At 62.8% G+C, this 23,444-nt stretch carries 23 protein-coding genes; 10 read left to right on the top strand and 13 right to left on the bottom strand.

Going from position 1 to position 23,444, the window contains the following annotated elements; all coding sequences use genetic code 11:
• Positions 1–256: 256 nt before the first annotated feature.
• Positions 257–832: a hypothetical protein gene (locus tag ACEN84_RS25675; RefSeq protein WP_413712158.1), complete on the top strand. Its 576-nt coding sequence runs from the start codon at positions 257–259 to the stop codon at positions 830–832.
• A gap of 80 nt (positions 833–912) precedes the next feature.
• Here ACEN84_RS25675 and ACEN84_RS25670 read toward each other — a convergent pair whose 3' ends face one another.
• Positions 913–1,308: a hypothetical protein gene (locus tag ACEN84_RS25670; protein ID WP_413712157.1), complete on the bottom strand. Its 396-nt coding sequence runs from the start codon at positions 1,306–1,308 to the stop codon at positions 913–915.
• 223 nt (positions 1,309–1,531) lie between these two features.
• Between ACEN84_RS25670 and ACEN84_RS25665 the strand changes: the two genes are divergently transcribed.
• Positions 1,532–3,088, top strand: coding sequence for a helicase HerA-like C-terminal domain-containing protein (locus ACEN84_RS25665; protein ID WP_130280687.1), 1,557 nt, complete (start codon positions 1,532–1,534; stop codon positions 3,086–3,088).
• Positions 3,089–3,372: 284 nt separating this feature from the next.
• Here ACEN84_RS25665 and ACEN84_RS25660 read toward each other — a convergent pair whose 3' ends face one another.
• A complete protein-coding gene (locus tag ACEN84_RS25660; protein ID WP_413712156.1) occupies positions 3,373–3,672 on the bottom strand; it encodes an alkylphosphonate utilization protein in 300 nt (99 codons plus the stop codon).
• 402 nt (positions 3,673–4,074) lie between these two features.
• On the opposite strand from ACEN84_RS25660, the gene ACEN84_RS25655 reads away from it, so the two are divergent.
• The gene (locus ACEN84_RS25655) at positions 4,075–5,607 is read left to right on the top strand and encodes an ABC-F family ATP-binding cassette domain-containing protein (protein WP_413712155.1); all 1,533 of its coding nucleotides are present in this window, start codon (positions 4,075–4,077) and stop codon (positions 5,605–5,607) included.
• Positions 5,608–5,654: 47 nt separating this feature from the next.
• Here ACEN84_RS25655 and ACEN84_RS25650 read toward each other — a convergent pair whose 3' ends face one another.
• Positions 5,655–7,460 (bottom strand): chloride channel protein, encoded by a 1,806-nt coding sequence (locus ACEN84_RS25650; RefSeq protein WP_413712154.1) that lies wholly within the window; start codon positions 7,458–7,460, stop codon positions 5,655–5,657.
• An 86-nt stretch (positions 7,461–7,546) separates the two neighbouring features.
• Here ACEN84_RS25650 and ACEN84_RS25645 point away from each other — a divergent pair, with 86 nt between their 5' ends.
• A complete protein-coding gene (locus ACEN84_RS25645; RefSeq protein ID WP_413712153.1) occupies positions 7,547–7,987 on the top strand; it encodes a MarR family transcriptional regulator in 441 nt (146 codons plus the stop codon).
• A gap of 13 nt (positions 7,988–8,000) precedes the next feature.
• Positions 8,001–8,456 (top strand): MarR family winged helix-turn-helix transcriptional regulator, encoded by a 456-nt coding sequence (locus tag ACEN84_RS25640; protein WP_413712152.1) that lies wholly within the window; start codon positions 8,001–8,003, stop codon positions 8,454–8,456.
• Here ACEN84_RS25640 and ACEN84_RS25635 read toward each other — a convergent pair.
• Positions 8,453–9,367: a LysR substrate-binding domain-containing protein gene (locus ACEN84_RS25635; RefSeq protein ID WP_413712151.1), complete on the bottom strand. Its 915-nt coding sequence runs from the start codon at positions 9,365–9,367 to the stop codon at positions 8,453–8,455. The genes ACEN84_RS25640 and ACEN84_RS25635 overlap by 4 nt on opposite strands.
• 113 nt (positions 9,368–9,480) lie before the next feature.
• Between ACEN84_RS25635 and ACEN84_RS25630 the strand changes: the two genes are divergently transcribed.
• From ACEN84_RS25630 to ACEN84_RS25620, 3 genes are read left to right on the top strand one after another with little or no spacing between them, the layout of a single operon-like run.
• Entirely contained in the window at positions 9,481–10,278 is a 798-nt protein-coding gene (locus ACEN84_RS25630) for a type 1 glutamine amidotransferase domain-containing protein (protein WP_413712150.1), read from the top strand.
• An 18-nt stretch (positions 10,279–10,296) separates the two neighbouring features.
• Positions 10,297–10,593 carry a putative quinol monooxygenase gene (locus ACEN84_RS25625; protein WP_413712149.1) on the top strand — a complete coding sequence of 99 codons (297 nt, stop codon included), beginning with the start codon at positions 10,297–10,299 and terminating at the stop codon, positions 10,591–10,593.
• 27 nt (positions 10,594–10,620) lie between these two features.
• Positions 10,621–11,634 carry an aldo/keto reductase gene (locus ACEN84_RS25620; protein ID WP_112714939.1) on the top strand — a complete coding sequence of 338 codons (1,014 nt, stop codon included), beginning with the start codon at positions 10,621–10,623 and terminating at the stop codon, positions 11,632–11,634.
• Positions 11,635–11,636: 2 nt separating this feature from the next.
• Here the strand turns inward: ACEN84_RS25620 and ACEN84_RS25615 are convergent, their stop codons facing one another.
• A complete protein-coding gene (locus tag ACEN84_RS25615) occupies positions 11,637–12,017 on the bottom strand; it encodes a GFA family protein (protein WP_413712148.1) in 381 nt (126 codons plus the stop codon).
• 68 nt (positions 12,018–12,085) lie between these two features.
• Positions 12,086–13,312 (bottom strand): hypothetical protein, encoded by a 1,227-nt coding sequence (locus ACEN84_RS25610; RefSeq protein WP_413712147.1) that lies wholly within the window; start codon positions 13,310–13,312, stop codon positions 12,086–12,088.
• Between the two features lie 426 nt (positions 13,313–13,738).
• On the opposite strand from ACEN84_RS25610, the gene ACEN84_RS25605 reads away from it, so the two are divergent.
• Positions 13,739–14,509 carry a transglutaminase-like cysteine peptidase gene (locus ACEN84_RS25605; RefSeq protein WP_413712146.1) on the top strand — a complete coding sequence of 257 codons (771 nt, stop codon included), beginning with the start codon at positions 13,739–13,741 and terminating at the stop codon, positions 14,507–14,509.
• A 175-nt stretch (positions 14,510–14,684) separates the two neighbouring features.
• The gene (locus ACEN84_RS25600) at positions 14,685–15,431 is read left to right on the top strand and encodes a histidine phosphatase family protein (protein WP_413712145.1); all 747 of its coding nucleotides are present in this window, start codon (positions 14,685–14,687) and stop codon (positions 15,429–15,431) included.
• Between the two features lies 1 nt (position 15,432).
• Here the strand turns inward: ACEN84_RS25600 and ACEN84_RS25595 are convergent, their stop codons facing one another.
• The 7 genes from ACEN84_RS25595 to ACEN84_RS25565 form a co-directional block, all read right to left on the bottom strand.
• Positions 15,433–16,092, bottom strand: coding sequence for a ribbon-helix-helix domain-containing protein (locus ACEN84_RS25595; RefSeq protein WP_413712144.1), 660 nt, complete (start codon positions 16,090–16,092; stop codon positions 15,433–15,435).
• Positions 16,093–17,385, bottom strand: coding sequence for an HlyD family type I secretion periplasmic adaptor subunit (locus ACEN84_RS25590; protein ID WP_413712143.1), 1,293 nt, complete (start codon positions 17,383–17,385; stop codon positions 16,093–16,095). It lies immediately after the preceding gene.
• Entirely contained in the window at positions 17,382–19,577 is a 2,196-nt protein-coding gene (locus tag ACEN84_RS25585) for a type I secretion system permease/ATPase (RefSeq protein ID WP_413712142.1), read from the bottom strand. Before ACEN84_RS25585 ends, ACEN84_RS25590 begins: the two co-directional genes overlap by 4 nt.
• Before the next feature lie 19 nt (positions 19,578–19,596).
• Complete coding sequence (locus ACEN84_RS25580) at positions 19,597–20,958, bottom strand: TolC family outer membrane protein (protein ID WP_130280653.1); 1,362 nt, start codon at positions 20,956–20,958, stop codon at positions 19,597–19,599.
• 360 nt (positions 20,959–21,318) lie between these two features.
• Positions 21,319–22,104: a VOC family protein gene (locus ACEN84_RS25575; RefSeq protein WP_413712141.1), complete on the bottom strand. Its 786-nt coding sequence runs from the start codon at positions 22,102–22,104 to the stop codon at positions 21,319–21,321.
• A 61-nt stretch (positions 22,105–22,165) separates the two neighbouring features.
• Complete coding sequence (locus tag ACEN84_RS25570; RefSeq protein WP_130280649.1) at positions 22,166–22,636, bottom strand: DUF1579 domain-containing protein; 471 nt, start codon at positions 22,634–22,636, stop codon at positions 22,166–22,168.
• Between the two features lie 48 nt (positions 22,637–22,684).
• Positions 22,685–23,413 (bottom strand): DUF899 domain-containing protein, encoded by a 729-nt coding sequence (locus ACEN84_RS25565; RefSeq protein ID WP_413712140.1) that lies wholly within the window; start codon positions 23,411–23,413, stop codon positions 22,685–22,687.
• Positions 23,414–23,444: the final 31 nt, after the last annotated feature.

Genomic DNA, 23,444 nt, shown 5'->3' with positions numbered 1-23,444 from the left:
AGGCGGCAGGCGTCATCAAATTTCGGCGATTGGAAATGCCGGGTTAAGCGGGTTTGCGGCTGTCTCATTTCCGGGCTCGAAGCCGCAAGCAATGGACCCGCCAAGAAACGGATTCAACGACTTCGTGCCAGATACCATGAGTGGCTCGTATGCGTTTGAAAAAACAACTCTTTGCCAATCAGGCGTGCGGCGAAATATCTCATTGGTTGCCGGAGGAAGCGGAGCGTAGATCGTGAGATCTCGATGGAGGCTGATCTTGCCTGAAACCGCGCCAGTCCAATGTGCCGACGCCTGGAATTTCCGGCGGATCCTTCAAGCTGTCGTGCTTTCGGCGATTTGCGCCTTCTACTCACACACCCTCGATTTCTGGGCGGTCGGCACCGCCAGTGGGTTAAGAGGCATTTTCGACCTGTTGGGTGGCCTGCTGCTGATCCTGACGACGATCGGTTTTTTACTCGTTATGTTAATCAGCACCATCGTTTGCGTGTTTCGTCTCCGCTTCCGCAGACTTGCCAGCAACGTACTCGCGTTCCTTTGTATCCCCGTCTGTCTGACGACGCTGATGCTCGTACCGCTTTTCGACCCGTGGTTCTGGTATGTCGTCGTAAACCAGTCGGCCTTCGAAGCCGAGGCAGCCGCCAAAACGCCGAAAGAGGGTTCAAAAATTGTCATCATCACAGGGCGCGATATCTCGACCGGCCTCGCCGGAGCAGGCGACAATCATTTCGTCCAGATTGTCTATAGCGGTGCTGACCCGAATACATTGAAATCCTCGGATCCCCTCTTGTCGCATATCTACGGTAAATTCTACCGGCAGGACGAACACTGGTAATGCCTGCCGAGCAACCGAAGCGACACGACACAAAGCCCCGCGCAATGCGCGAGGCTTTCATCTTAAGAACGCAATTCAGTTCAGACGAACTGGCTCAGGCCCGGTACCGAGGCCACCACCTGGTCGACGATCTCGTCGCCGGCATATTGCTTGGCGACGGCGATGGTTTCCTTGGCGAGCGCGGTGATCTCGCTCATGCCGAGGCCTTCGCTCATCAGCTGCTGTCCGAGGCCCATGATACCACCGCCGCCACCGAGCGCGCTCATCAAGCCGCCGAGCAGGCCGCCGCCACCGGCGCCCTCACCGTTGAACTGGGCGACGAGATCGGCGCCGCCGGGAATCGCTTCGATCATCTTGGCCACCGGACCGTCATCGGCTTCGCGCTGCAGGAAACCGAGCATCATGCCGAGCGCCTTTTCGGCGAGGTCGGGCGCAATGCCCACGCGGTCGGCAATCTGGGTCACAACTTCATTCATCGTCAGCCTCCTGTTATTTGACGTTAACGTCAACGTTAATCGAACTTCTTCCGCAACTCAAGCGGCCTTCGACAGGACCGCGTATCGTCCAGAATTGCTTTTAATGCAAACAGTTGCTGCCATCACACTCCCTGCTTATAACAGGTACAAGATAGGAAAATGAATGCGGCTGATCTTCGCATTCCAGCTTTAGCGGCGGCCTTGGCCCAAGGGAGAATTGGCAATGCTTGAAGACGGCAAGATTTTCATCGGCGCCAGCCGCAATCCTGATGATAGCATCAACAAACCGGAATATCTGGACCTGAAATTCGGCAATCGCCACGGCCTCGTCACCGGGGCCACCGGCACCGGCAAGACGGTGACGCTGCAGGTGCTGGCAGAGGGTTTTTCGAAGGCCGGCGTGCCCGTCTTCTGCGGCGACATCAAGGGCGACCTTTCGGGCATCGCCGCCAAGGGCGAAGCCAAGGATTTCCTGACCAAGCGCGCCGAGCAGATCGGTTTCACCGATTACGAGTTCGACCAGTTTCCGGTCATCTTCTGGGATCTCTTCGGCGAGAAGGGCCATCGCGTGCGCACCACCATCGCCGAGATGGGACCGCTGCTGCTGGCGCGGTTGATGGATGCCTCGGAGCCGCAGGAAGGCGTCATCAACATCGCCTTCAAGATCGCCGACAAGGCCGGTTTGCCGCTGCTCGACCTCAAGGATTTCTCCTCGCTGCTGAACTACATGGCCGAGAATGCCAGCGAGCTTTCCAACCAGTTCGGCCTGATCTCCAAGGCCTCGGTCGGCTCGATCCAGCGCGCCATGCTGGTGCTCGAGCAGCAGGGTGCCGAGCATTTCTTCGGCGAACCGGCGCTGAAGATCTCCGACATCATGCGCACCGACAATCGCGGCTACGGCCAGATCTCGGTGCTGGCCGCCGACAAGCTGATGATGAACCCGCGGCTCTACGCCACCTTCCTGCTGTGGCTGCTCTCCGAACTCTTCGAGGAGCTGCCTGAAGTCGGCGACCCCGACAAGCCGAAGCTGGTGTTCTTCTTCGACGAGGCGCATCTGCTGTTCAACGACGCGCCGAAGGTTTTGACCGAGCGTGTCGAACAGGTCGTGCGCCTGATCCGCTCCAAGGGCGTCGGCGTCTATTTCGTGACGCAGAACCCGCTCGACGTGCCGGAAACCGTGCTCGCCCAGCTCGGCAACCGCGTGCAGCATGCGCTGCGCGCCTATTCGCCGCGCGAGCAGAAGGCGGTGAAGACCGCCGCCGATACCTTCCGCCCCAACCCGGCTTTCGATTGCGCCACCGTCATCACCACGCTTGGCACCGGCGAGGCGCTGGTGTCGACACTGGAGGCCAAGGGCGCGCCGTCGATCGTCGAGCGCACGCTGATCCGCCCGCCGTCCGGCCGCGTCGGCCCGCTTACCGATGCGGAGCGCCAGCAGGTGATGGACCACAGCCCTGTGCTCGGCGTTTATGACGAAGACGTCGACCGCGAATCCGCCTTCGAAATCCTCGCCGCCCGCGCCAAGAAGGCGGCCGATTCCGAAGCCGCCAAGCAGGCGCAGGAGGCTCAGCCGACGGAAGCCGGGACGACCTCCGGCTGGAGCCTGCCGGGCTTCGGCGGCGGTGACGACGACAAGCAGAGCAGTCAGGGCCGCGGACGTTCGTCGGGCTACCAGCGCGAGACGGTGGTGGAAGCGGCGATGAAGAGTGTTGCGCGAACGGTGGCGACGCAGGTCGGCCGGGCGCTGGTGCGTGGGATCTTGGGGAGTTTGAAGCGGTAGGCTTTTCGGGCGGGTTCACCCCCCTCTGCCCTGCCGGGCATCTCCCCCACAAGGGGGGAGATTGGCTAGGGGCGCTCGCTCGCGACACTTTACCGTTGGGTAGTACGACCCTACCGCACTCCCTGGCGCGGGAGACTTCTTAAGTAAGCATATGAGTCATTCACCGCGTACACACGCGGTGAATGACAAGCAGAGGAAAGAGGGCGGTTGAGGCGGCGCCTCCAGCCGATCTCCCCCCTTGTGGGGGAGATGCCCGGCAGGGCAGAGGGGGGTGCCCTGACCCATTACCGCTTCCGCACAAACTCCGTCCGCAATACCAGCCCCTTGATCGCATCATGGCGGCAGTCGATTTCTTCCGGATTATCCGTCAGCCGGATCGAGCGGATCACCGTGCCCTGCTTCAGCGTCTGGCCGGCGCCCTTGACCTTCAGGTCCTTGATCAGCGTGACGGAGTCCCCGTCCCGAAGCACGTTGCCAGAGGCGTCGCGGACTTCTGCGGCAGCGGCGGCGGCTGCCAGTTCGGATGCCGGGCGCCATTCGCCTGTTGCTTCGTCGTAAACGTAATCGTCGTCACCGGCTGCCATCGGCCGCTCTCCTTGAAATGAATGTCAGTATGAGACCGGCGCTTACAGGAGCGGGAGGGCGGCGGCAAGACCGGTGTGCCCGCAGCGTACAGTTGCGAAGCGGGCGGCGCGATGCTATTTCATTGCCATGCGCTCAAAGAGAAAGGAGGGTCACGTGCAGAATTTCTATTTCCGGTATTACCGGCAGCGTGGCCCCGTCAACGCCCTGCAGATGCGTTTGCAGGGCTGACCAGAGACCGTTTCTCGAGACACCTCTTCCTGGTCTGCCCCTCGTGGCATGCAGCGCCTGCCCCCCGTGGTTTGCGGCTGCAATCATCTATCCACCGCCGCTGACGCATTCATCGATGATGGCCTGATGCCCTCGATGAATCCGGCGCGCGGACCGACCAGAGAGTTTCTGACATGACCCTCATCAATATCCGCAATCTCGGCATCACCCTGTCGTCGCCGCTGTTTTCCAGGCTCAATCTCGCCGTCAACGCCGGCGACCGGATCGGGCTCGTGGCCGCCAACGGGCGGGGGAAATCAACCCTGTTCCGCTGCATGGCCGGCGCGCTTGAGGCAACCGAGGGCGAGATCACCCGCGCCCGCGGGGCGACCGTCGGCTATGTCGAGCAGAATGTGCCCGCCCCGCTCCTCCCCCTCTCCTTCTACGAGGCGGTGCTCGATGCCCTGCCCGCGGAACAGGCGGAGAGCGAAAGCTGGCGCGTCGATGTCGCGCTTGAAGGGCTGGAGGTGCCGGAGGAGTTCCGCAGCCGTGCGCTTTTGGCGCTGAGCGGCGGTTGGCAGCGGCTGGCGATGCTGGCGCGTGTCGCGGTGACCGAGCCCGATGTGCTGATGCTGGACGAGCCGACCAACCATCTCGATCTCGGCAAGATCGCCATGCTCGAGACCTGGCTCAATGCCCTTCCGCGCGACACGGCTGTCGTCATTGCCAGCCATGACCGCGCCTTTCTCGATGCCGTCAGCAACCGGACGCTGTTCCTGCGACCCGAGAATTCGCAGCTCTTTGCGCTGCCCTATTCGCAGGCGCGCGCAGCGCTCGACGAGACGGATGCCGCAGATGCCAAGCGCTACGAGCGCGACATGAAGGCGGCCGATCAGCTGCGCCGGCAGGCGGCCAAGCTTCACAATATCGGCGTCAACTCCGGCAGCGACCTGCTGGTGGTCAAGACCAAGCAGCTGAAGCAGCGGGCGGAGAAGCTGGAGGATGCGGCAAAGCCGGCGCATCTGGAGCGCTCGGCCGGCACGATCAAGCTCGGCAATCGCGGCACCCATGCCAAGGTGCTTGTTACCCTCGATGATGCCGAGGTGCGCACGCCGGATGGAACCGTGCTGTTCAAGACCGGCAAGCAGTTCATCTGCCAGGGCGATCGGATCGTGCTGCTTGGGGAGAACGGTGCGGGCAAGTCGCGCTTCATCGCCATGCTGCGCAAGGCGATCGGCAACCCCGAGGCCGCGCAGGACGGCATCAAGGCGACGCCCTCGCTGGTGCTCGGCTATGCCGATCAGGCGCTGGCCGATCTCAGGGATGCCGACACGCCGATGGAGACGATCATCCGCCGCTTCGATGTCGGCGACCAGCGGGCGCGCGCCTTGCTCGCCGGTGCGGGGATGACGATCGACATGCAGGCGAAGCCGCTCGGGCGCCTTTCCGGCGGGCAGAAGGCGCGCCTCGGCATGCTGGTTCTGCGGCTGACGGAGCCGAACTTCTACCTGCTGGACGAGCCGACCAACCATCTCGACATCGACGGACAGGAAGCGCTGGAGGGCGAGCTGATGGCGCATCAGGCAAGCTGCCTGCTCGTCTCCCACGACCGCAGCTTCGTGCGCGCCACCGGCAACCGCTTCTGGCAGATCGAGCGCAAGCGGCTGGTGGAGGTGGAGAGCCCGGAAGGGTTCTTTGCTGCGGCGGCGGCTGCGGGAGCGGACTAAGCTTAGAGGGCAGTCGCGGCCTCAGCGGCCGCGACTGGCTGATGGCTTCAGGGCAGCGCCTTGGCGCTTCGCCCGAAATAGGGCTGGCGTTGCGTTTCGTTGGCCTGCAGGGAGTGGCGAAGCCGCAGCAGATCCTTCCGGGCGACGAGGCCGGCGAGCTGGCCGCTCTCGGGATCGACGATCGGAATGCGGCCCGCATCCGTCGCCAGCATCAGGTCGGCGACATAGCCGACCGTGTCGTCGGGATGGGCGAGCGGCAGGGAAGCATCGGAGACGAGATCGGCGAGCGGCTGATCGAGCTCCGCCCTCTCCTGCTGCCAGCGCAAGACATCGCCACGCGAGACCAGCCCCTTGAGAATGCCGAGCTCGTCGACAACGGGATAGACGCGGTGCGTTTTCTCCTTAGTCGTGAAATGGCCGATCGCCTCGGCGACCGTCATGTCGGCCCGGAAGCTGTCGACGTCAGAGATCATGATGTCGCGGGCGCGGGAGAATTCGAAGGGATCGATGCCGTATTCGCGGGTGATGTGCTGGCCGCGGCGGGCGATCTTTTCGGTGAGGATCGAGCGGCGCAGCAGCAGCACGGTGACGGCATAGGCCGAAACCGTCGCCGCCAGCAGCGGCAGCAGAGCGGAGACGTCGCCGGTCAGCTCGACGGCGAAGAAGGTGCCGGTCAGCGGCGCGCGCATCGTGCCGCCCATCATCGCGGCCATGCCGAGCAGCGCCCAGAAGCCGGGATCGCCGGGCAATACCAGGCCGACCAGCCAGCCGAGCGCGCCGCCGAAGATCAGCAGCGGCGCCAAGACGCCGCCCGATGTGCCTGACGACAGCGCGACAAGCCAGATCGCCGCCTTGACGAGCAGGATCGTCAGCACCGCTTGCGGCAGCATCTTGCTGTTCAGGAGACCGTCGATGATATCGTAGCCGACGCCGAGGACGCGCGGCTCGATCAGGCCGCCGAGGCCGATGATCAGCCCGCCGAGCGCCGGGCACCACATCCAGTGAATCGGCAATGCCTCGAAGAGATCCTCGATCTTGTAGAGCAGTGTCGTCAGGATGCCCGATTGCAGGCCGGAGACGATGCCCATGCCGGCACAGAGCAGGATGCCCCACCAGGGCAGGTCCATGTGGAACTGCTTGGGAAAGAGAGCGCCAGCCTCGAAAAGGAAGGGGCGCCAGCAGATCGAGACACAGGCTCCAACGGCGACAGGAATGAAGCTGCGTGGCTTCCATTCGAACAGCAGAAGCTCGACGGCGAGCATGATAGCGGCGATCGGCGAGCCGAAGATCGCCGTCATGCCGGCTGCGGCGCCGGCGACGAGCAGCGTCTTGCGCTCGGCGGAACTCAGATGGAAGCACTGGGCAAAGAGCGAGCCGATGGCCCCACCCGTCATGATGATCGGGCCTTCCGCGCCGAAGGGGCCGCCGGTTCCGATCGAGATTGCCGAGGAGACCGGCTTCAGGATCGCGACCTTGGGCGACATCCGGCTGCCGCCGATCAGGATCGCCTCGATCGCTTCAGGAATGCCGTGGCCCCTGATCTTCTCGGAGCCGAAGCGGGCCATCAGGCCGATGACGAGGCCGCCGAGAACCGGGATGGCGACCATCCAGAGCGAACGCGGCGCCTCGGCCAGCGAAACCGCATGGATGCTGAAGCGGCCGAACCAGACGAGGTTGGTGACCAGCGAGATGAGGCTGACCAGCACCCAGGCGGCAAAGGCGCCGCCGGTGCCGACGATCACCGCCATGCCGATGAGGGCGATGACGCGCTTGTCCGTGGTGAAATCTCCGGCCTCGCGCCGGGAAAGGCCGCCCATGAAATCATGCGGCCGGTGTTTGCTGTGTGGGGACATCGGGGTTCCTGTTGACAGGCTGGCAATGCCGGGCCAGATATATCGTATTACGATATAAATCAAGTCATGGTTTGAGGATGAGTGAGATGCCCGGAGAAAGCCTGTCAGAGATGGAATATGAGGCGCTTGCCAATGTGAGATACCGGATCCGCAAGTTCCGTCAGTTCAGCGCCGAAGCCGCAGATCGCCTCGGGCTGTCGCCGCAGGAGCATCAGGCGCTGCTCGCGATCAAGGGGCTCGGCATTGGTGGCGCGATGAGCGTTTCCAGCCTCGCGGAAAAGCTCTTCCTCACACCGGCAGCCGCGGCAGAACTGGCGGCGACGCTGCAGGCGCGCGGCCATCTGACTGTGCACATCAAGCCCAAACGCCGCGCGCATGTGCGATTGACAGATCAGGCAGAAGAGCTATTGCGTCGGCTGACACCTGCTCACCTCCACGAAATCCGCGAGATGGCGCCGGAACTGATGCAGGCACTACGCGCGCTGCAGGATCACCGGCGGATGGAGATGGCGGCATGGATGCAGTGACGGCGGGGGATTGATGGCCAGGAAGCCGAAGGACGATCTGACGGATGCCGATTACGAGGCGCTTTCCAATCTGCGCTACACGCTGCGCCGCTTCATGGATTTCAGCGCCTCCGCGGCCCAGGAGGAAGGTCTGCCGGCGCAGCAGCATCAGGCGCTGCTGGCAATCAGGGGCCACCGCAGCGAGGAGGCGATGACCATCGGCCTGCTCGCCGAGCGGCTGCTGATCGCCCCGCATTCGGCAACCGAGCTCGTCGGCCGCCTGGTGACCGCCGGCTACGTGTCACGCAACGCCGACCCGAACGACAAGCGCCGCCAGACGCTGGCGCTAACTGCCAAGGCCGAAACCGTGCTCAAGCGGCTGACCGCCATTCACCTCACCGAAATCCGCGACCTGGCGCCACGGCTGATCGCCATCCTGCATGGCCTGCAGGATGGGGTAGAACTCCAGGACGATCCCTGGTCGGATTAGGCGTCAGCCTCCCCACCAATCTCCCTCGCCACCTCCGATATCAGCGAACGCAGCCAGCGGTGCGCGGGGTCGTGGCGGTAGCGAACGTGCCAGGCGATCTCGACGGGGAAGGTGCCGAGATCGGCGGGGGCGGGCAGGATCTTCAGGCGGGTGTCGCGGGCGAGCCGCCGGCAGATCTGGCGCGGCAGCGTGGTGCAATAGTCGGTGGCGGCGATCATTTCCGGCACGGCGAGGAAATGGGTGACGGATACGGCGACCTCACGGCGCAGGCCGCGCTGCTCCAGTGCCTGGAACAGGCCGGCGCGCAGACGCCCAGGCGGCAGCACGTTGACATGCTTCAGCCGCTCGTAATCTTCCTTCGAGATACTGTCGCCGATCTCGGGATGATCGGCGCGGACGACGCAGGCGAGCCCGTCATCCATCAGGTGCTGCACGACCATATTGTCCGGCGGATCGGTGATGCGGCCGAGCACCATCTCCGTCGTGCCCGAGACGGCACCGGTTTCGGAAAGATCGCTGCCGAAGGGGATGAGGCGGAGCTTGATGCCATCGGCGCGCTCCCGGAGGCGAGCGACGACTTCAGGCATCAGCACGAATTCGACATAGCTGTTCGGCGCGACGGTGAAGAGACGCGATGCCTTTTCCGGATCGAATTCCTGCTGGCCGAGGATCAGCTCGTCGAACTGCGCCAGCGCCGTGCGGATCACCGGGGCCATCTCTTCGGCAAGCTGTGTCGGGCGCATGCCGTAGCGCTCACGAATGAACAGCGGATCGCGCAGCGTGTCGCGCAGGCGGTTCAGCGCGTTCGACAGCGCCGGCTGGGTAATCCCCAGACGCTCGGCGGCGCGGGTGACGTTGCGCTCCTCCATGAGGGCGAGGAAGACGGGCATCAGGTTCAGGTCGTATCGCATCCAGTTATAATTCCATGCGAATATCTGGAATAGAACAAATAAATTTCCGAAATACGTTGAGAAACAGCATCATCCAGTTATCGAAACGAGGCCAGAGGGCCAAGGAGATGACAATGAGCAAGGGTAAAGTTCTCGTAATCGGTTCGAATGCAACGCGCATCGAAACCAAGGGCGGCCGCACCGGCGCAACCGGCCAGTATCTGAACGAAACCGTGGTTCCGGCGATGGCGGTGATCGCAGCCGGTTACGAGGTAGTGCTCGCCACCCCCAACGGCACCAAGCCGCATATCGACGAGGTCTCCGACAAAGCCGATCATTTCGGCGGCGACGAGGCGGCCTACCGCAAGGCCAAGGCCTTCTACGCCGAGGACCCCTCGATGAACAATGTGCGCACACTGGCGGCGGTGATTGCCGAAGGCCTGGATGACTATGCCGGCGTCTTCGTGCCCGGTGGCCAGGCACCGGTCGTCGACCTGATGCAGGATCCCGATCTCGGCGAAATCCTGCGCCACTTCCATGAGAAGGCCAAACCGACCGCGCTTCTCTGCCACGGCCCGATCGCCGTTGCCTCGGCCATGCCGCATGCCCGCGAATTCCGCGCCGCCCTTGTCGCCGGCGACCCGCTGAAGGCTGCGGAATGGGCCAGGGATTGGCAATATGCCGGCTATCAGATGACCGTCTTCTCCAACAGCGAAGAAAAGATCGTCGAGGACTACATTCTTCACGCCAAGCTCTATTTCAACGTCGTCGATGCGCTGCAGACGGCCGGGGGCAAGGTGGTGACGACAGCGGTCGATTTCGAACCGCACGTCATCGTCGATCGTGAACTGATCACCGGCCAGAACCCGCGTTCCGACCATCCGCTCGCCGCCAGGCTGGTCGAGGCTCTCGACCGCGCGACGGCAGCCTGAGACTGGGGGAAGACAGCCATGCCGCATCCCGTGAAGATCATGGCGATCCTCGCCGCCCGGCCTGGCAAGGCCGAGGAACTGGAAGCGCTCCTTTCCGGCATGGCACCCGCCTGCCGGGCGGAGCCGGGCAATCTGCGCTGGGACATCTGGCGCCATCAGGCCGATGCCACGCGCTTCGCGCTTGATGAACTCTACCAGGATAATGACGCGGTGGCCGCCCACCGCCAGACCCCGCATTTCAAGGCCTATCTCGCAAAGATCAACGATCTCGCCGAACGCACCGCGCTCGTGCTCGATCCCGCCGATATCGGCTGACCCTGACAACAAGGAGAGGACAGACCAATGGCACTCAAGGATATTCTACCGAGCAAGCTCGGTTTCGGCGCCGCGCCGCTCGGCAACATGTTCCGCGACATTCCGGAAGCGGAAGCACAGGCAACCGTCGATGCCGCCTGGAACGACGGCATCCGCTACTTCGACAACGCGCCCTTCTATGGCGCTGGTCTTGCGGAAATCCGCATGGGCGACGCGCTGGCCGGCAAGAAGCGCGACGATTACGTGATCAGCACCAAGGTCGGCCGCGTCATCCTCGACGAGATCGAGGATGTCAGCGCCCGCGATCTTGGCGAGAAGGGCGAGGTCTTCAAGTACGGCCGCCCGAACAAGATCGTCAACGACTACTCGGCGGACGCCACCCTGCGCTCGATCGAGGACAGCCTGAAGCGGCTGAAGACCGACCGGATCGATATCGCCTTCGTGCACGACGTCGCTCAGGACTTTTACGGCGACGAATGGCTCGATGTCTTCGAGACCGCCCGCAAGGGTGCCTTCAAGGCGCTCGACCGGCTGCGCGACGAGGGCGTGATCAAGGCCTGGGGTCTCGGCGTCAATCGCGTGGAGCCGATCGAACTGCTGCTCGGCCTGCAGGGGCCACGCCCCGACGGCTTCCTGCTTGCCGGCCGCTATACGCTGCTCGACCATGACCGCGCGCTGCAGCGGGTGATGCCGCTGGTTGCCGAACGCGGGCTCGGCATCGTCGCCGGCGGTCCCTACAGCTCCGGCGCGCTCGTCGGCGGGCCGAATTTCGAATATGCGCCGGCCACGCCTGCGATCCTCGACAAGGTGGCGCGCATCAAGGCGATCGCCGACCGCCACGGCGTCAGCATGAAGGCTGCGGGCCTGCAATTCTCGCTTGCCCATCCGGCCGTCGCCGCCGTCATCCCGGGCGCCAGCAAGCCCGACCGTATCTCCGAAGACAGCGCGGCGCTGAACGAGACGGTTCCTGCCGAATTCTGGCGGGACCTGCGCAAGGCCGGCGTCATCAACCCCGAGGCACCGCTGCCGCACGGGCAGTGAGCTCAGCTAGGGATATCGAGCGCGACCCAAGGCAAGGCGTTTTCATCGAAGACGCTCTGCCCTGGCGTCAGCGTTTCCGGCTCCTCGAAACAGCCGAGCGCAATGGCGATCAGCTGGTCGCGAAATTCCGGCAGCCAATAGACCGTCGAGCCGCAGGACGGGCAAAAGTGGAAAGTGATCGATTTGCCGCTCCGGCCCAGGCGGCTGTAGGTCTGCGAGACACCAGCGCATTCCACCCACCCCTTGTCGAAGAAGACGGCGACGCCGAAGGCGCTGCCGGTTCGCTGACGGCAGGCTGCGCAGTGACAAACGGATATCGTCAGCGGATCGCCTTCGGCAGTGGCCGAGAGCTTGCCGCAGGAACAGGATGCCAGGCGTTTCATGGCCATCTCCTTGGTTTGCAGACAGGGGCGGGCCCCAGAGCCGCCGCCGGGCAAACCGCGCGATGGCTTCAGAATGCCTTGGGGGCCGCGACGAACAGGTTGGGCTTGCCGCCCGTCAGCGTAAACAGGCTGAGCTTGCGCTCGACGCCGCCCGAAGCGTTCAGGCGGAAGAGGCCGGTAATGCCGCGGAAGCCGGTCTTGCTGGTCAGGTTCTCCGCGGTCAGCGCCTTGGCATCCTTGGTGCGGATGATGCCGGAGGCGATCGCCACCGCGTCGTAACCATAGGCGGCGTTGGCCGTCAGCGGGCGGCGGTAGTGGCGCTGGTAGCGCTCCGAGATCATCGAGGCGCCCTCGGGATCGACCATGGCGATCAGCGCGCCCTGCACCGACGGGCTCGTATAAGACTGCTGCGGCCAGCCGCTGGTGCCGACCAGCGTGATATTGTTGAAGCCCGCGGCCTTGATCGCGCCCGCAACCGTGGTGACGATAACCGACTTGCCGAGCACGACGACGGTATCGGCGCCCTGCATCTGCGCCTTGCTCTTGGCGACGGCATCCGCGGCAGAAGCATCCGAGAGCGCATAGCGCGCCGAGCCGAGATAGGTGCCGCCGCCGGCGCGAACGGCATTCGAAATCTCCGCCTCGCCCATAGCCGTCAACTCGGTCGTCGCGAAGACGAAAACCTTCTTGTGCCCGCCGGCAACAGCCGTGCGCGCGCCTTCGGCGGCGCTATCGGTCTCGTCGGAGACGAAATTATAGACATTGCCCGTCGCCGTCGGGACCGGGGCACCGAGATTTATCAGCGGCGGACGGTCAGCCGAGGGAATGGCTGCGACAGCGGCGGCCGTTGCCTGCGGCGCAAAGCTGACGAGCAGCGCCGAATTGCGCGCCTTGGCGGCCGAAACGGCGGACGCCACCGCAGCCGGGCCGCTTCCGACATCGATCACCTTGACGAAGACCTGGCCGTTGCCGACTTCGCCGGTGCCGAGCGCTGCGCCATCGCGGATATCGCGGGCCTCACCTTCATAGATGCCGCTTGCGCCCTTCGGAATCAGCAGGGTGATCTCGGCGCCGGTCTCGCCGAAGCTTTCCTCAACATCGCTGGACGGCGCCTTGATATCGGTGTTCTTGACCGTGTTGGAGAGACCATCGCCATCCGCCTGGCAACCGGCAAGAAAGCCGCCGGCCAAGAGCGCCAGAACCGGAACCATGCGGCGCATCGCACCAGACGTCTTGAGAGCCGCCTGGCGTAAACCATGCGCGCGCCCGGTGTTCACATTCAGATGCGGCGTCACTGTTTCCCCCGAGGATGCGATGTCGCGGCCTTTGGCGGCCTTTTTAGAATGGGCTTATTTCTGCACCGGGCGGGCGCGAAAATCAAACCATTCCCCCAAACTTGGTTGACGCAAACGCTAAACTTTTATGCGTCTTTGACCGGAATATTTATACTTGCATTTCCCAAGCTTCCACACCGCATATTTATAGCTCATCGGTACATTACTCTCAAACAGTGAGAGAAAAATCCGATGAAGCGCAGCACAAAATCAAAAATACTTGCAGCTTTTACTTTTGCATCTTTCGCATCTCTTCTTGGTTCGGCGCCTGCAAACGCTGGACCGTTGGTTTCCCCGCAGATTTCTGCAACGACCTATGCCAGCGTTGCTTCGGAAAATACCCTGGCTGCACTTGCAAGTGCCGCAAGTATATCCGGCCTCTACGGCATGGTTGAGACCGCTTACAGCGGTATCACGGCAAGCTTCCAGCGCATTGATCTTGCCGCCATTGCACGGCCGCAACAGGTGGACGAACCGCAGACGACCGCCTCGATCAAGCCCGACATGCCGGCCAAGCCCGCCGCCTCGAAGGATGCGGTGTTCGGCTCGGTCACCATTCCCTTCAAGCGGCTCGCCGCCGTGAAGCGCTTCGCGCCGTCGCTCGCCGAAATGGAAAGCGGCGCGGCGATCAACTGCAACGCCAAGGGCTGCACCAACGCCGCGCAGGTGATCAAGGCCGCCCTCGGCCAGGCATCGCAGGCCTCGATCCGCGATAAGCTGAACACCGTCAACGCCGCCGTCAACCACGCCATCCGCTACCGCAAGGATATCGAGACCTACAAGGTCGCCGATTACTGGGCGACGCCATCGGAAACGCTCGCCCGCCAGCAGGGCGACTGCGAAGATTTCGCGATCCTGAAGATGGCGGCGCTGAAGGCAGAGGGCGTCGACATGAAGGACATGTCGATCGTGGTTCTCTTCGACCAGAAGCGTCACTTCTACCACGCCGTGCTCTCGGTCGCCGTCAACGGCAACTACTTCATCCTCGACAACATGCGCGACCAGGTTCTGACCGACAATCGCCTGCCCGACTACCAGCCGCTCTACTCGATCACATCGGGCAAGGGCTATCTCCACGGCCTGCGCGCCGGCAACAAACAGGTGGCTTCCGCCATGCCGCTCGAAAAAGTCGCCCCTGGCGAAGGTGTCCCCTACTGAGCCTCAGGCGATATCGAGCGGAGTGCAAGAGCCGGCCTTTGAGGCCGGCTTTTTGTTTCCGAACATCCCCCCCCCCATCCCTGTGCTTGCAACACGAATGAGGGAAGGTGGTGGAACCTTGCACCCCACTTCTACCCCCGTATGATAGCGGCCATCCGAAACACCATGGCATCACATGCGCATCTTTCTCGTTCGACACGGCGAATCTCTCGGCAATCTCAGCGACAGCGCCTATCGCCAGTTCGGCGATCACAACGTCCCGCTGACGGAGTGGGGTTACCGCCAGGCGCTGGCGGCAGGAGAGAGCATCACGGCCTATCTCGGCGGTCTCACCGACGCCGCGCCAAAAGCCACGATCTGGCATTCGCCCTATCTGCGCACCCGCCAGACCAAGGATGCGATCCTGGAAGCCCTGCCTGCGGCCGCCGTCGGCGCGGTGCTTGAGGACTACCTGCTGCGCGAACAGGATTTCGGCCTGTTCACCGAGATCTACGACCGCGCCGAGCAGCGGCGGAAATTTCCGGAGGAATTCGAGAAATGGGCGCGACTGCGCAACAATAGCGGCAAATTCTATGCCCGCCCGCCGGATGGCGAGAGCCGGGCCGATGTGGCGCAGCGCGTGCGGCTCTTCCTGCTGACAGTCATGCACGATATCGGCCGCGGCAACGATACCGCCATCATCGTCGGCCACGGCGTCACCAACCGGGCCTTCGAGATGAACTTCCTGCATCACGGCATCGACTGGTTCGAACACTCCGACAACCCTGGCAATGCCGACGTGACGCTGATCGAGGGCACGCATGCCGAAGGTTACAGCTCAATGCTGCTGCACAAGGCCGATGACCGCACGCCGGAAGCCGCAACAGAACTGCGCGCAGCCCATGGCTCGGATCTGACGATCACACCGAAATCAAATAGTTAGATCAGTAGCGGGAGATATAGCCGACCAGCATCGGCTTTTCGTGCGTCGGCGCCAGTGCCAGGTTGATCTGGCCCTTCATCGCCTGCGAACCGGCGGCAATGCTGAAGCCGGTGTTCAGCGTCTTGCCCTTGTTCATCGCAAGCGTTGCCATCGCATCCTCGATCTGCGTATCGATCGAGAAACGCAGGCTCTTGGTCAGCTGCGCCGCATCGCCCATCGGCAGGCGGTGGCGCAGCATCGACAGGAAGGCATCGTTGAAGAGCTGGATCTTCTTGTCCAGCGTCAGCAGGATGGTGGGTGACGGCGAGGCCTGGATCAGCGCATTCAGATTGGCCATCGAGGAGACATCCTCGACCGTATCGAGACGCTTCAGCGCCCATTTGAAGCTGAGCACGCGCAGCAGCGAGGCGAGGTTGCCCGTCTCCGGCATCTGTGCCGCGGTGTGATGCACGAGATCGGCAGTCGTCATCTTCCCGGCCGACGACATGCGGCCGAGGCCGTCCCAATAGATCCGCTCAAGACGAATGCCACGGCGCTCCCCGCCGCGGCCGGCAACGGCGCGGAAACGCGGCTCGATCTCTTCGGCGTCGATCGCCGGCAGCTGCTCGTCGACGGGCTCGGCATTGGCGAGATCAGTTGCGGCGGCCTTGCTGATCAGCATCTACCGCTCCGTCAGCGCTTCAGAGCGCGCCTTGTTGATCGGCTTCAGGAGGTAGCTCAGAACGGTCTTATTGCCGGTCATGATTTCGACCGAGGCGACCATGCCCGGGATGATCGGATAGGCCTTGCCGTTGCGCGAGAGCTCGGACTTTTCAGTCTTCACCTGCACGAGATAATAGGTCTCGCCCTTTTCCTTCTCGACGAGGCTGTCCGCCGAGATATTCTCGACGACGCCTTCGAGGCCGCCGAAGATCGAGAAGTCGTAGGCGGTGATCTTGACGACGGCCGGCTGGCCGCGGCGGACGAAAGCGACATCGCGCGGCGAAATTTTCGCTTCGATCAGCAGCGTATCGGCGGTCGGCACGATGCCGGCGATGACGCGGCCCGGATCGACATAGGCACCGATCGTGTTGACCTCGAGCGTGTTGACGATGCCGTCGACAGGCGAGCGGATATCGGTGCGCTTGACGCGGTCCGAAGCGCCGCGGATCGTCTCGTCGACAACGGAGAGCTCGGCCAGCGTCGTCGCCTTTTCGGTAAGCGCCTGCTGACGCAGCTCCAGCGCCAGATCGCCAACCTGCAGCTTGGCTTCCTGAACGGCAGCTTCGAGGCGATCGATACTTTCCTGATAGACCTTGAGCTGGCCCTGCTGATCGGTGAGATCGCGCTCGACCTTGAGCATTTCGGTCTGGGCAACCAGCTTCTTGTCGCTCAGCGGCTTGATCAGGTCGTACTGGCGCTTGGCGCCGTCGATGTTGTCGGTCAGGCGGGCGATGTTGGCATGCGCCTCGTTGAGCTCGTTCTCGCGCTGCTTGACGCGCTCCTGGAGAACACCGAGCTTGTTCTCATAGCTCGCACGGTCGGCGGCAAAGAGGTTTTCTTCGTTGTCACAGACCGGTTTGGCAACGGAGAGAATCTCAGCAGGGCAGACGAATTTCGTGTCGTAGAGACCGGCTTCCTCGAGCTTCAGGCGGGCGACCTTGGCGCCGAGCGCGCGGGCCTTGGCAACGGATTCACCGAGCGTCGAGGCGGTCGTCGTATTGTCGAGCTGCACCAGCAGCTGGCCCTTGCGGACGACCTGGCCGAGCGTGACGGCGATCTGCTGGACGACGCCGGGTTCCGACGACTGGATGATCTGCGTCTTCGAGACCGGGATGACCTTACCCTCGCCGCGGGCGATTTCATCGATGCTGGCGAAGGCCGCCCAAGCAAGGAAGCTCGCGATCAGCAGAGCGCAGAGCGCCAGGATGGCACGGGCAAAGAGCGGCGGATTGTCGATCTGGGCGCGGTTCATCGGACAACTCCTGCGGCAGCCGGAGCTGCCGGGGCAGCGGCGGCCGGACGCGGCTGCTGCATCGCCTGGATGACGGCCTGCTTCGGGCCATCAGCGATGATCTTGCCCTTGTCGATGACGATCAGGCGATCGACCAGCTCCAGCATGCTGTGACGATGCGTGGCGATCAGCAGCGTCGTCTCGGGGCCGAAGGCATTCGACAAGCGCGAGATCAGGTGGCGTTCGGTCGCAAGGTCCATGGCGCCGGAGGGCTCGTCGAGGAAGACGATCTTGGGCTTGGTCAGCAACAGGCGGGCAATGGTCAGCGCCTGCTTCTGGCCGCTCGACAGGTTGGTGCCGCGCTCGCCGACCGGCATGTCGAAGCCGCGCGGATGATTGCCGACGAATTCGTCGACACCGGTGATGCGGGCGACCTGCAGCAGTTCCTCATCGGAGGCATCGGCGCGGCCGATCAGCAGGTTTTCCTTGACGGTGCCGGAGAAGAGATCCGAGGACTGGCCCGCGACGGCGACGGCCGAACGGACTTCCGCCATATGATACTGGCGGATATCGACGCCATCGATCAGCACGCGGCCGGCAGCCGGCGCAAAGAGGCCATCGAGCAGGCGTCCGAGTGTCGTCTTGCCGGAGCCGATGCGGCCGATAATGCCGATCTTTTCGCCGGGGCGGACATTGAAGGACAGGCCGTTGATGACAGGGTGATCCGAGCCCGGATACTGGAACGACACGTTCTGGAAGCTGAAGCCGCCATGGGCGATCTGGCGGTTGACGAAGCCGACCGTGGACGGCCGGTCGTCGGGCTGTTCCATGATCTTGTCGAGGATGCGCAGCGACATGGTGGCCTGGCGGAAACGCGCCAGCGTCATGGCGATCTGGCCGAGCGGCGCGCCGGCGCGGCTTGCCAGCATCACGGTGGCGACGATAGCGCCCATGGCGATGCGGCCCTCGGAGAATTCATAGGTACCGGCGATGACGATGAAGACGCTGACCATCTGCTGGATCAGCATCGTCGTGTTGATCGCATTGGTGGAGATATGCTTGATGTCTTCGCTGGTGCGGCTCGAATATTTCGTCAGTTCCTGCCAGCGGCGCAGCATGGTGGCTTCGGCGCGTAGGCTCTTCAGCGTTTCGATGGTCGAGATCGTCTCGACCAGCAGCGACTGTCGGCGCGAGGCCTCGTTTGCCGCCGTTGCCATGCGCTTGCCGATCGCCGCCTGCGCCCAGAGGCCGATGGCGACGGAGGCGACCAGAGCGACGGCGGGAATGACGACGAGCCAGCCGGAGATCAGATAGATCACGAACAGGAAGATGAACACGAAGAGGCTGTCGATGAGGACGCCGATCGTGTTCGAGGTGAAGAATTCGCGAACGAACTCATATTGCGTGACGCGGTTGGCATATTCGCCCGTCGACATCGGCCGCGAGGCGAGCGTCGAGTTCAGCACCTTGTCGAAGATCATCTGCGACAGGCGCAGATCCGCCTTGCGGCCGGCATAGTCGATCAGCGAGGAGCGCGCGGTCTTCAGCAGGAAATCGAAGAGATAGGCGAGCGAGATACCGGCCGAGAGAACCCAGAGCGTCGGCATCGCCTTGTTCGGTAGCACGCGGTCATAGACGTTCATCGTGAACAGCGGCGAGCCGAGCGCGATGAGGTTGATGAACAGCGCCGCGACCATGACGCGGACATAGGTGCGCCAGTAGGGCGCCAGCGTCGTTGCCAGCCAGTGGCGCCTCTCGATCTCGACGGCGTTGCCGACAAGCGCCTCTTCCGAAGCGTTCTGATAATAGAGCGTGAAGGCGAAAGCCGTATGTGGCTTCAGCGCCGCGAGCTCCTGCCGCGTGATACGGATTGGCGCACCCGGGATCGCCACGATATCGGTAACGTAGGAGCCGTCTTCGGCGATCTCGAGCAGCGGCAGCACGCCGCCATCTGCAAAGGCGACGATCGCAGGACAGTCGAAATTGCCGGTGCGGCAATCGCGCTCTTCGTGCTTGATGACCTGCAGGCCGATACGCTCGGCCATGCGCTCGACATCGTCGACCTCGAGCGATTCGGTGATCTCATCCGGCAGGCCGGAAAAGAGCACCGTATCCGAGGATGGACGGCCATAGAACGCAGCCACAGACTTGAAAGCGGCTTTGAATGTTTGCAGCGGCGTGCCGCTGGAAGTTTCGAGCGCTACGTTCAGCATTGTTCCATGGCCGTGTCGACTACTGCTGTCGAATTGGCGCTAGGAGGTCCAGGGGCATGCCAGCCTTCTGCGTGGACTGCAGCTCGACATAACCCGGATCAGCGACGCCCGCGGGGACAACAAACTCTTCCCGCGCATAAGCCTTGGCCTGCTCGACCGGACGCAGCTTCATGGTCTGAAGCAGGTTACCGGAGGCAGCCAGGATCTTGTATTCGGCAAACAGCGAGGCAACGCGCGCCGTGTCTGCCAGAACTCTGGTGTTGAAATTGGTGTTCTGCGCGTCCAGCACGTCGAGCAGCGAGCGCTGGCCGACACCGAACTGCTGACGGTAGGACGAAACGAGCTGGGCGTTGGTCTGCGCCTGCTTACCGAGGATACCGGCAAGGGTACCGCGGCTGGTGCGCTCATTCCAAGCGGAACGGACCGACTGCTCGACTTCGCGCTGCACCTGAGCCAGCGCGTAACGCTGCTCGCCGGCGCGGCGGATCTGCTCCTGCTCGCGGGCCGTATCGATACCGCCGCGATAGAGGTTCCAGCGGGCAACGACACGAACCTGGTAGTCGTTGGTGTTGCCTTCGTCGCCATCGATGTCATCGCCGACGCGGGCGGTGCCTTCGAGATCGACCTTCGGCAGGTAGTTGGCGCGCGACCCGCGAACGCCGGCATCGGCGGCATCGACATCGGCATTGGCCGAGTAGATGCGCGGGCTGTTCTTGGCAGCGACGAAGACCGCGTCATTCAATGTCTTCGGCAGGAACTTGCTGACCGACGGCGGGGTGGACGCATTGGTGATCGGCTCGCCGACGGCCTGGAGGAAGCGGATGCGGGTCGCTTCCAGCTCTTCCTTGGCTTCCTGGAGGCGGGCCTGAGCAGCCTGCTGACGCTCGACGCCCTGCAGGCGGTCGGCATCGGTGAGCGTACCGCCCTTGATGCTCTGCTCGATATTGCCGAGGATCTGGTTGTGGAAGCCGACGTTATCCTGCGCCGCCTTCACGATCTGGTTCTGGAGGATGTATTCCAGATAATCCTGCGTGACTTCGAGGGCGAGCGCTTCCGAGCGTTCGAGAACGCGGAACGAGGCGCCATCGACGCGGGCGGCCTGCTGCTCGACCTGCGAGCGGCGGCTGCCGCCGTCAAACAACGTCTGCGTAACGGTAAGACCAACTTCGCCCGGCTTCAGGTAATCATGGTCCGACGTCAGCGTACCTGTGCTGGAATTGGACAGCCTGCGGCGGCCGACACCAGCTTCAAGATCCACGGACGGCAAGTAAAGGCCGCGTGCCTGGCGCAGCTCAAATTCGACAGCTTCACGATCCTTGGCAGCCTGCAAGATCTGCGGGTTCGTCTTCATCGTCTTTTCGATCGCCTGCTGCAAGGTCATTGCATCGGCGTTAATCGAAAACGCGAAGCTGAAAGCAACGGTAGCGGACAGAGCCGCAAAAATTCTTTTGCCTTTAAACAAGACTGATGCCCCTCAACATCTCAGATTCACCGGGCGAAACCCATATAACCACCAAGATATAGCCGATTATGCTTCCACCCAAAAATGTTCAGGGACAGTTAACCTTGGGAAGGCCTTTTCGGGTCAGAACGCGAAAATTTGAATAAAATTAAGGAAGTAGCAAGGGGTTTGAGACCCCAAAACGGTTAACGGCGACCCCTGTTTTCAGGGGCCGCCGTTAACCTTGAGAGGTGTCGATTCGGGGCTTTCGGAGGTCGCCGGACGCCCCTTGTTGCGAGGTCAGCGCCTGGGTGCCACGAGGCAGAAATAGGCCCCCTGCGGATCGATGCCGTTGATCACCCAGCTGCCGCCCGGAACCTCCATCGGACCGAAGACGATCTTGCCGCCTCCCGATGTAACGCGCTCGATCGCACTGTCGATTTCGGGCACGTTGAAGTAATAGGCCCAGTAAGTCGCCGGCATGTCGGCCGGCTTGGTCATCATGCCGCCGGTCTGCTTTCCGTGTTCGGCGAAGATGCGATAAGTGCCCATCTCGCCCATGTCGAAGTCGTGATCCTTGGTCCAGCCGAAGATCTTCGCATAGAAATCGAATGCCTGCTGCCAGTCCCCGGACATCAGTTCGTGCCAACCGACATGGCCGGGCGTTGCCATGTCCGGCCGCCAGCCGTCGTCATTTTCCATCGGGAATGGCGTCATGATGCAGAGAACGGCGTCGCTCGGGTCAGCGACGACGGCGAAGCGGCCGATCGTCGGGATATCCTCGGGCGGGCGGCGGACGCTGCCGCCATTGGCGGCGAAATCCCGGGCGGACTGATCGACGTCATCGACCGCGACATAGCCCGTCCAGTTCGGCGGGATGCCCTGCCCTTCGAGCTCGGCCGGAAACTGCATCATGCCGGCGACGCCGCGGCCATTGGCCTCGAAGATCGTATAAACGCCCATCTCGCCCATCGGCATTTCCTTGGTCGCCCAGCCGACGACCGAGCCGTAGAATTTTGCAGCTGCCGCCGGATCAGGCGTCATCAGCTCGCACCATATGAACTTGCCATGCGTATCGGATGCCATGATCTTTCCCTTTCAGACTATCGGATGTCATTTCCATCGGGCGCCCTGGACGCGCCGGGGATTACGGCTTGCGTGCGTAGCGCGCTTGCATGAATTGCTTCCAGCTGCCGTCGGCCTGCTTGGCCGATGAGGTAAAGGTGCGGTTGTCATCGTCTATGAAGGCGATCTGTTCGCGGTAATCCTGCTCGGCGCCGGAAAACTCGAAATCAGGACCGCGGGTATAGAGGGTAAGAACCTTGCCATCGGGCGACATCTCCCCTTCATAGATCCACATATGGTCCATCATCGAGCCGATCCAGGTGCCGATATATTTGCCCCTGGAGGCGGAGTAGCCGAGGGTCAACACCGTGGTTCCGGCGCCACAACCCGGCACGTCGCCGTTTCCTTCGGCGACGAACCAGATGCCGTGAAGCGAGCGGACCACCTCGGTCCATTGCTCGTTTGGGCTCATGTCCTTGGACGTAACGCTCCAGGTGCCGACGAGCTTTTCGAGAAAGCGGTGCTCCTCGCGCACCTTTGCAGGTTCCATCATCCTTCATCCTCCCTTGAATGATGTTGGCTTGAACGATGCTGGCAGATGTCAGTGACAGCAGGATGGACCGTTCCTGGCGCTCTCGTATTCGTCATGGCGCTTGACGAAATCCATGGTCGAGGTCTCGTTGCGGCCCTTCGGGGCGCAGTCGAGCACCATCAGTGTGCCGAGCGCTTCCTCGCCGCCGCGGGCATAGTTGGAATAGGTGTGGAAGATCTCGCCCTTGTCGTTCTTGTAGAAGACGCTCATGCCGGGAAGTTCGTCATGGGCATCCTCGGACTTGATCTCGGTGAAATTGTAGAAAACCTTGCCCTTGGCCAGATCCTCGGGCGTGAAGGAGACGTGGTAGTCGAAGTTGAAATCGCTGTTCAGTGACGAGACCCAGGGGAATTTCCAGCCCATGCGCTTCTTGTAGGCTTCGATCCGCTCGACCGGGGCGCGGGCAACGGCAACCCAGGTGACATCGTGATTGTTGAGATGCGGCAGCATGCCGTCGACATGATCGGACAGAAACGAGCAGCCGGTGCAGCCTTCCTTCCATTCCGGCCCCATCATGAAATGATAGACCATCAGCTGGCTGCGGCCATCGAAGAGATCGGAGAGCGACTTCTGGCCCGACGGCGTATCGAAGCGATAGTCCTTGTCGACCTTGACCCAGGGCAGCGCCATACGCTCAGCGCGCAGCTTGTCGCGCTGGCGGGTCTCTTCCTTTTCCTTGAGCAACAGCGCGCGGCGGGCTTCGAGCCATTCTTCGCGGGAAACGACAGCATTCTGCATGATCGCACGCCCTCCTCCGGCGTGGCCGGCA

This window comes from Rhizobium sp. Rhizsp82 (genome assembly GCF_047325115.1).
GTDB lineage: Bacteria > Pseudomonadota > Alphaproteobacteria > Rhizobiales > Rhizobiaceae > Rhizobium.
The sequence above is the reverse complement of the archived record's forward strand: the minus strand, read 5'-3'. Positions and strand labels throughout refer to the sequence as shown.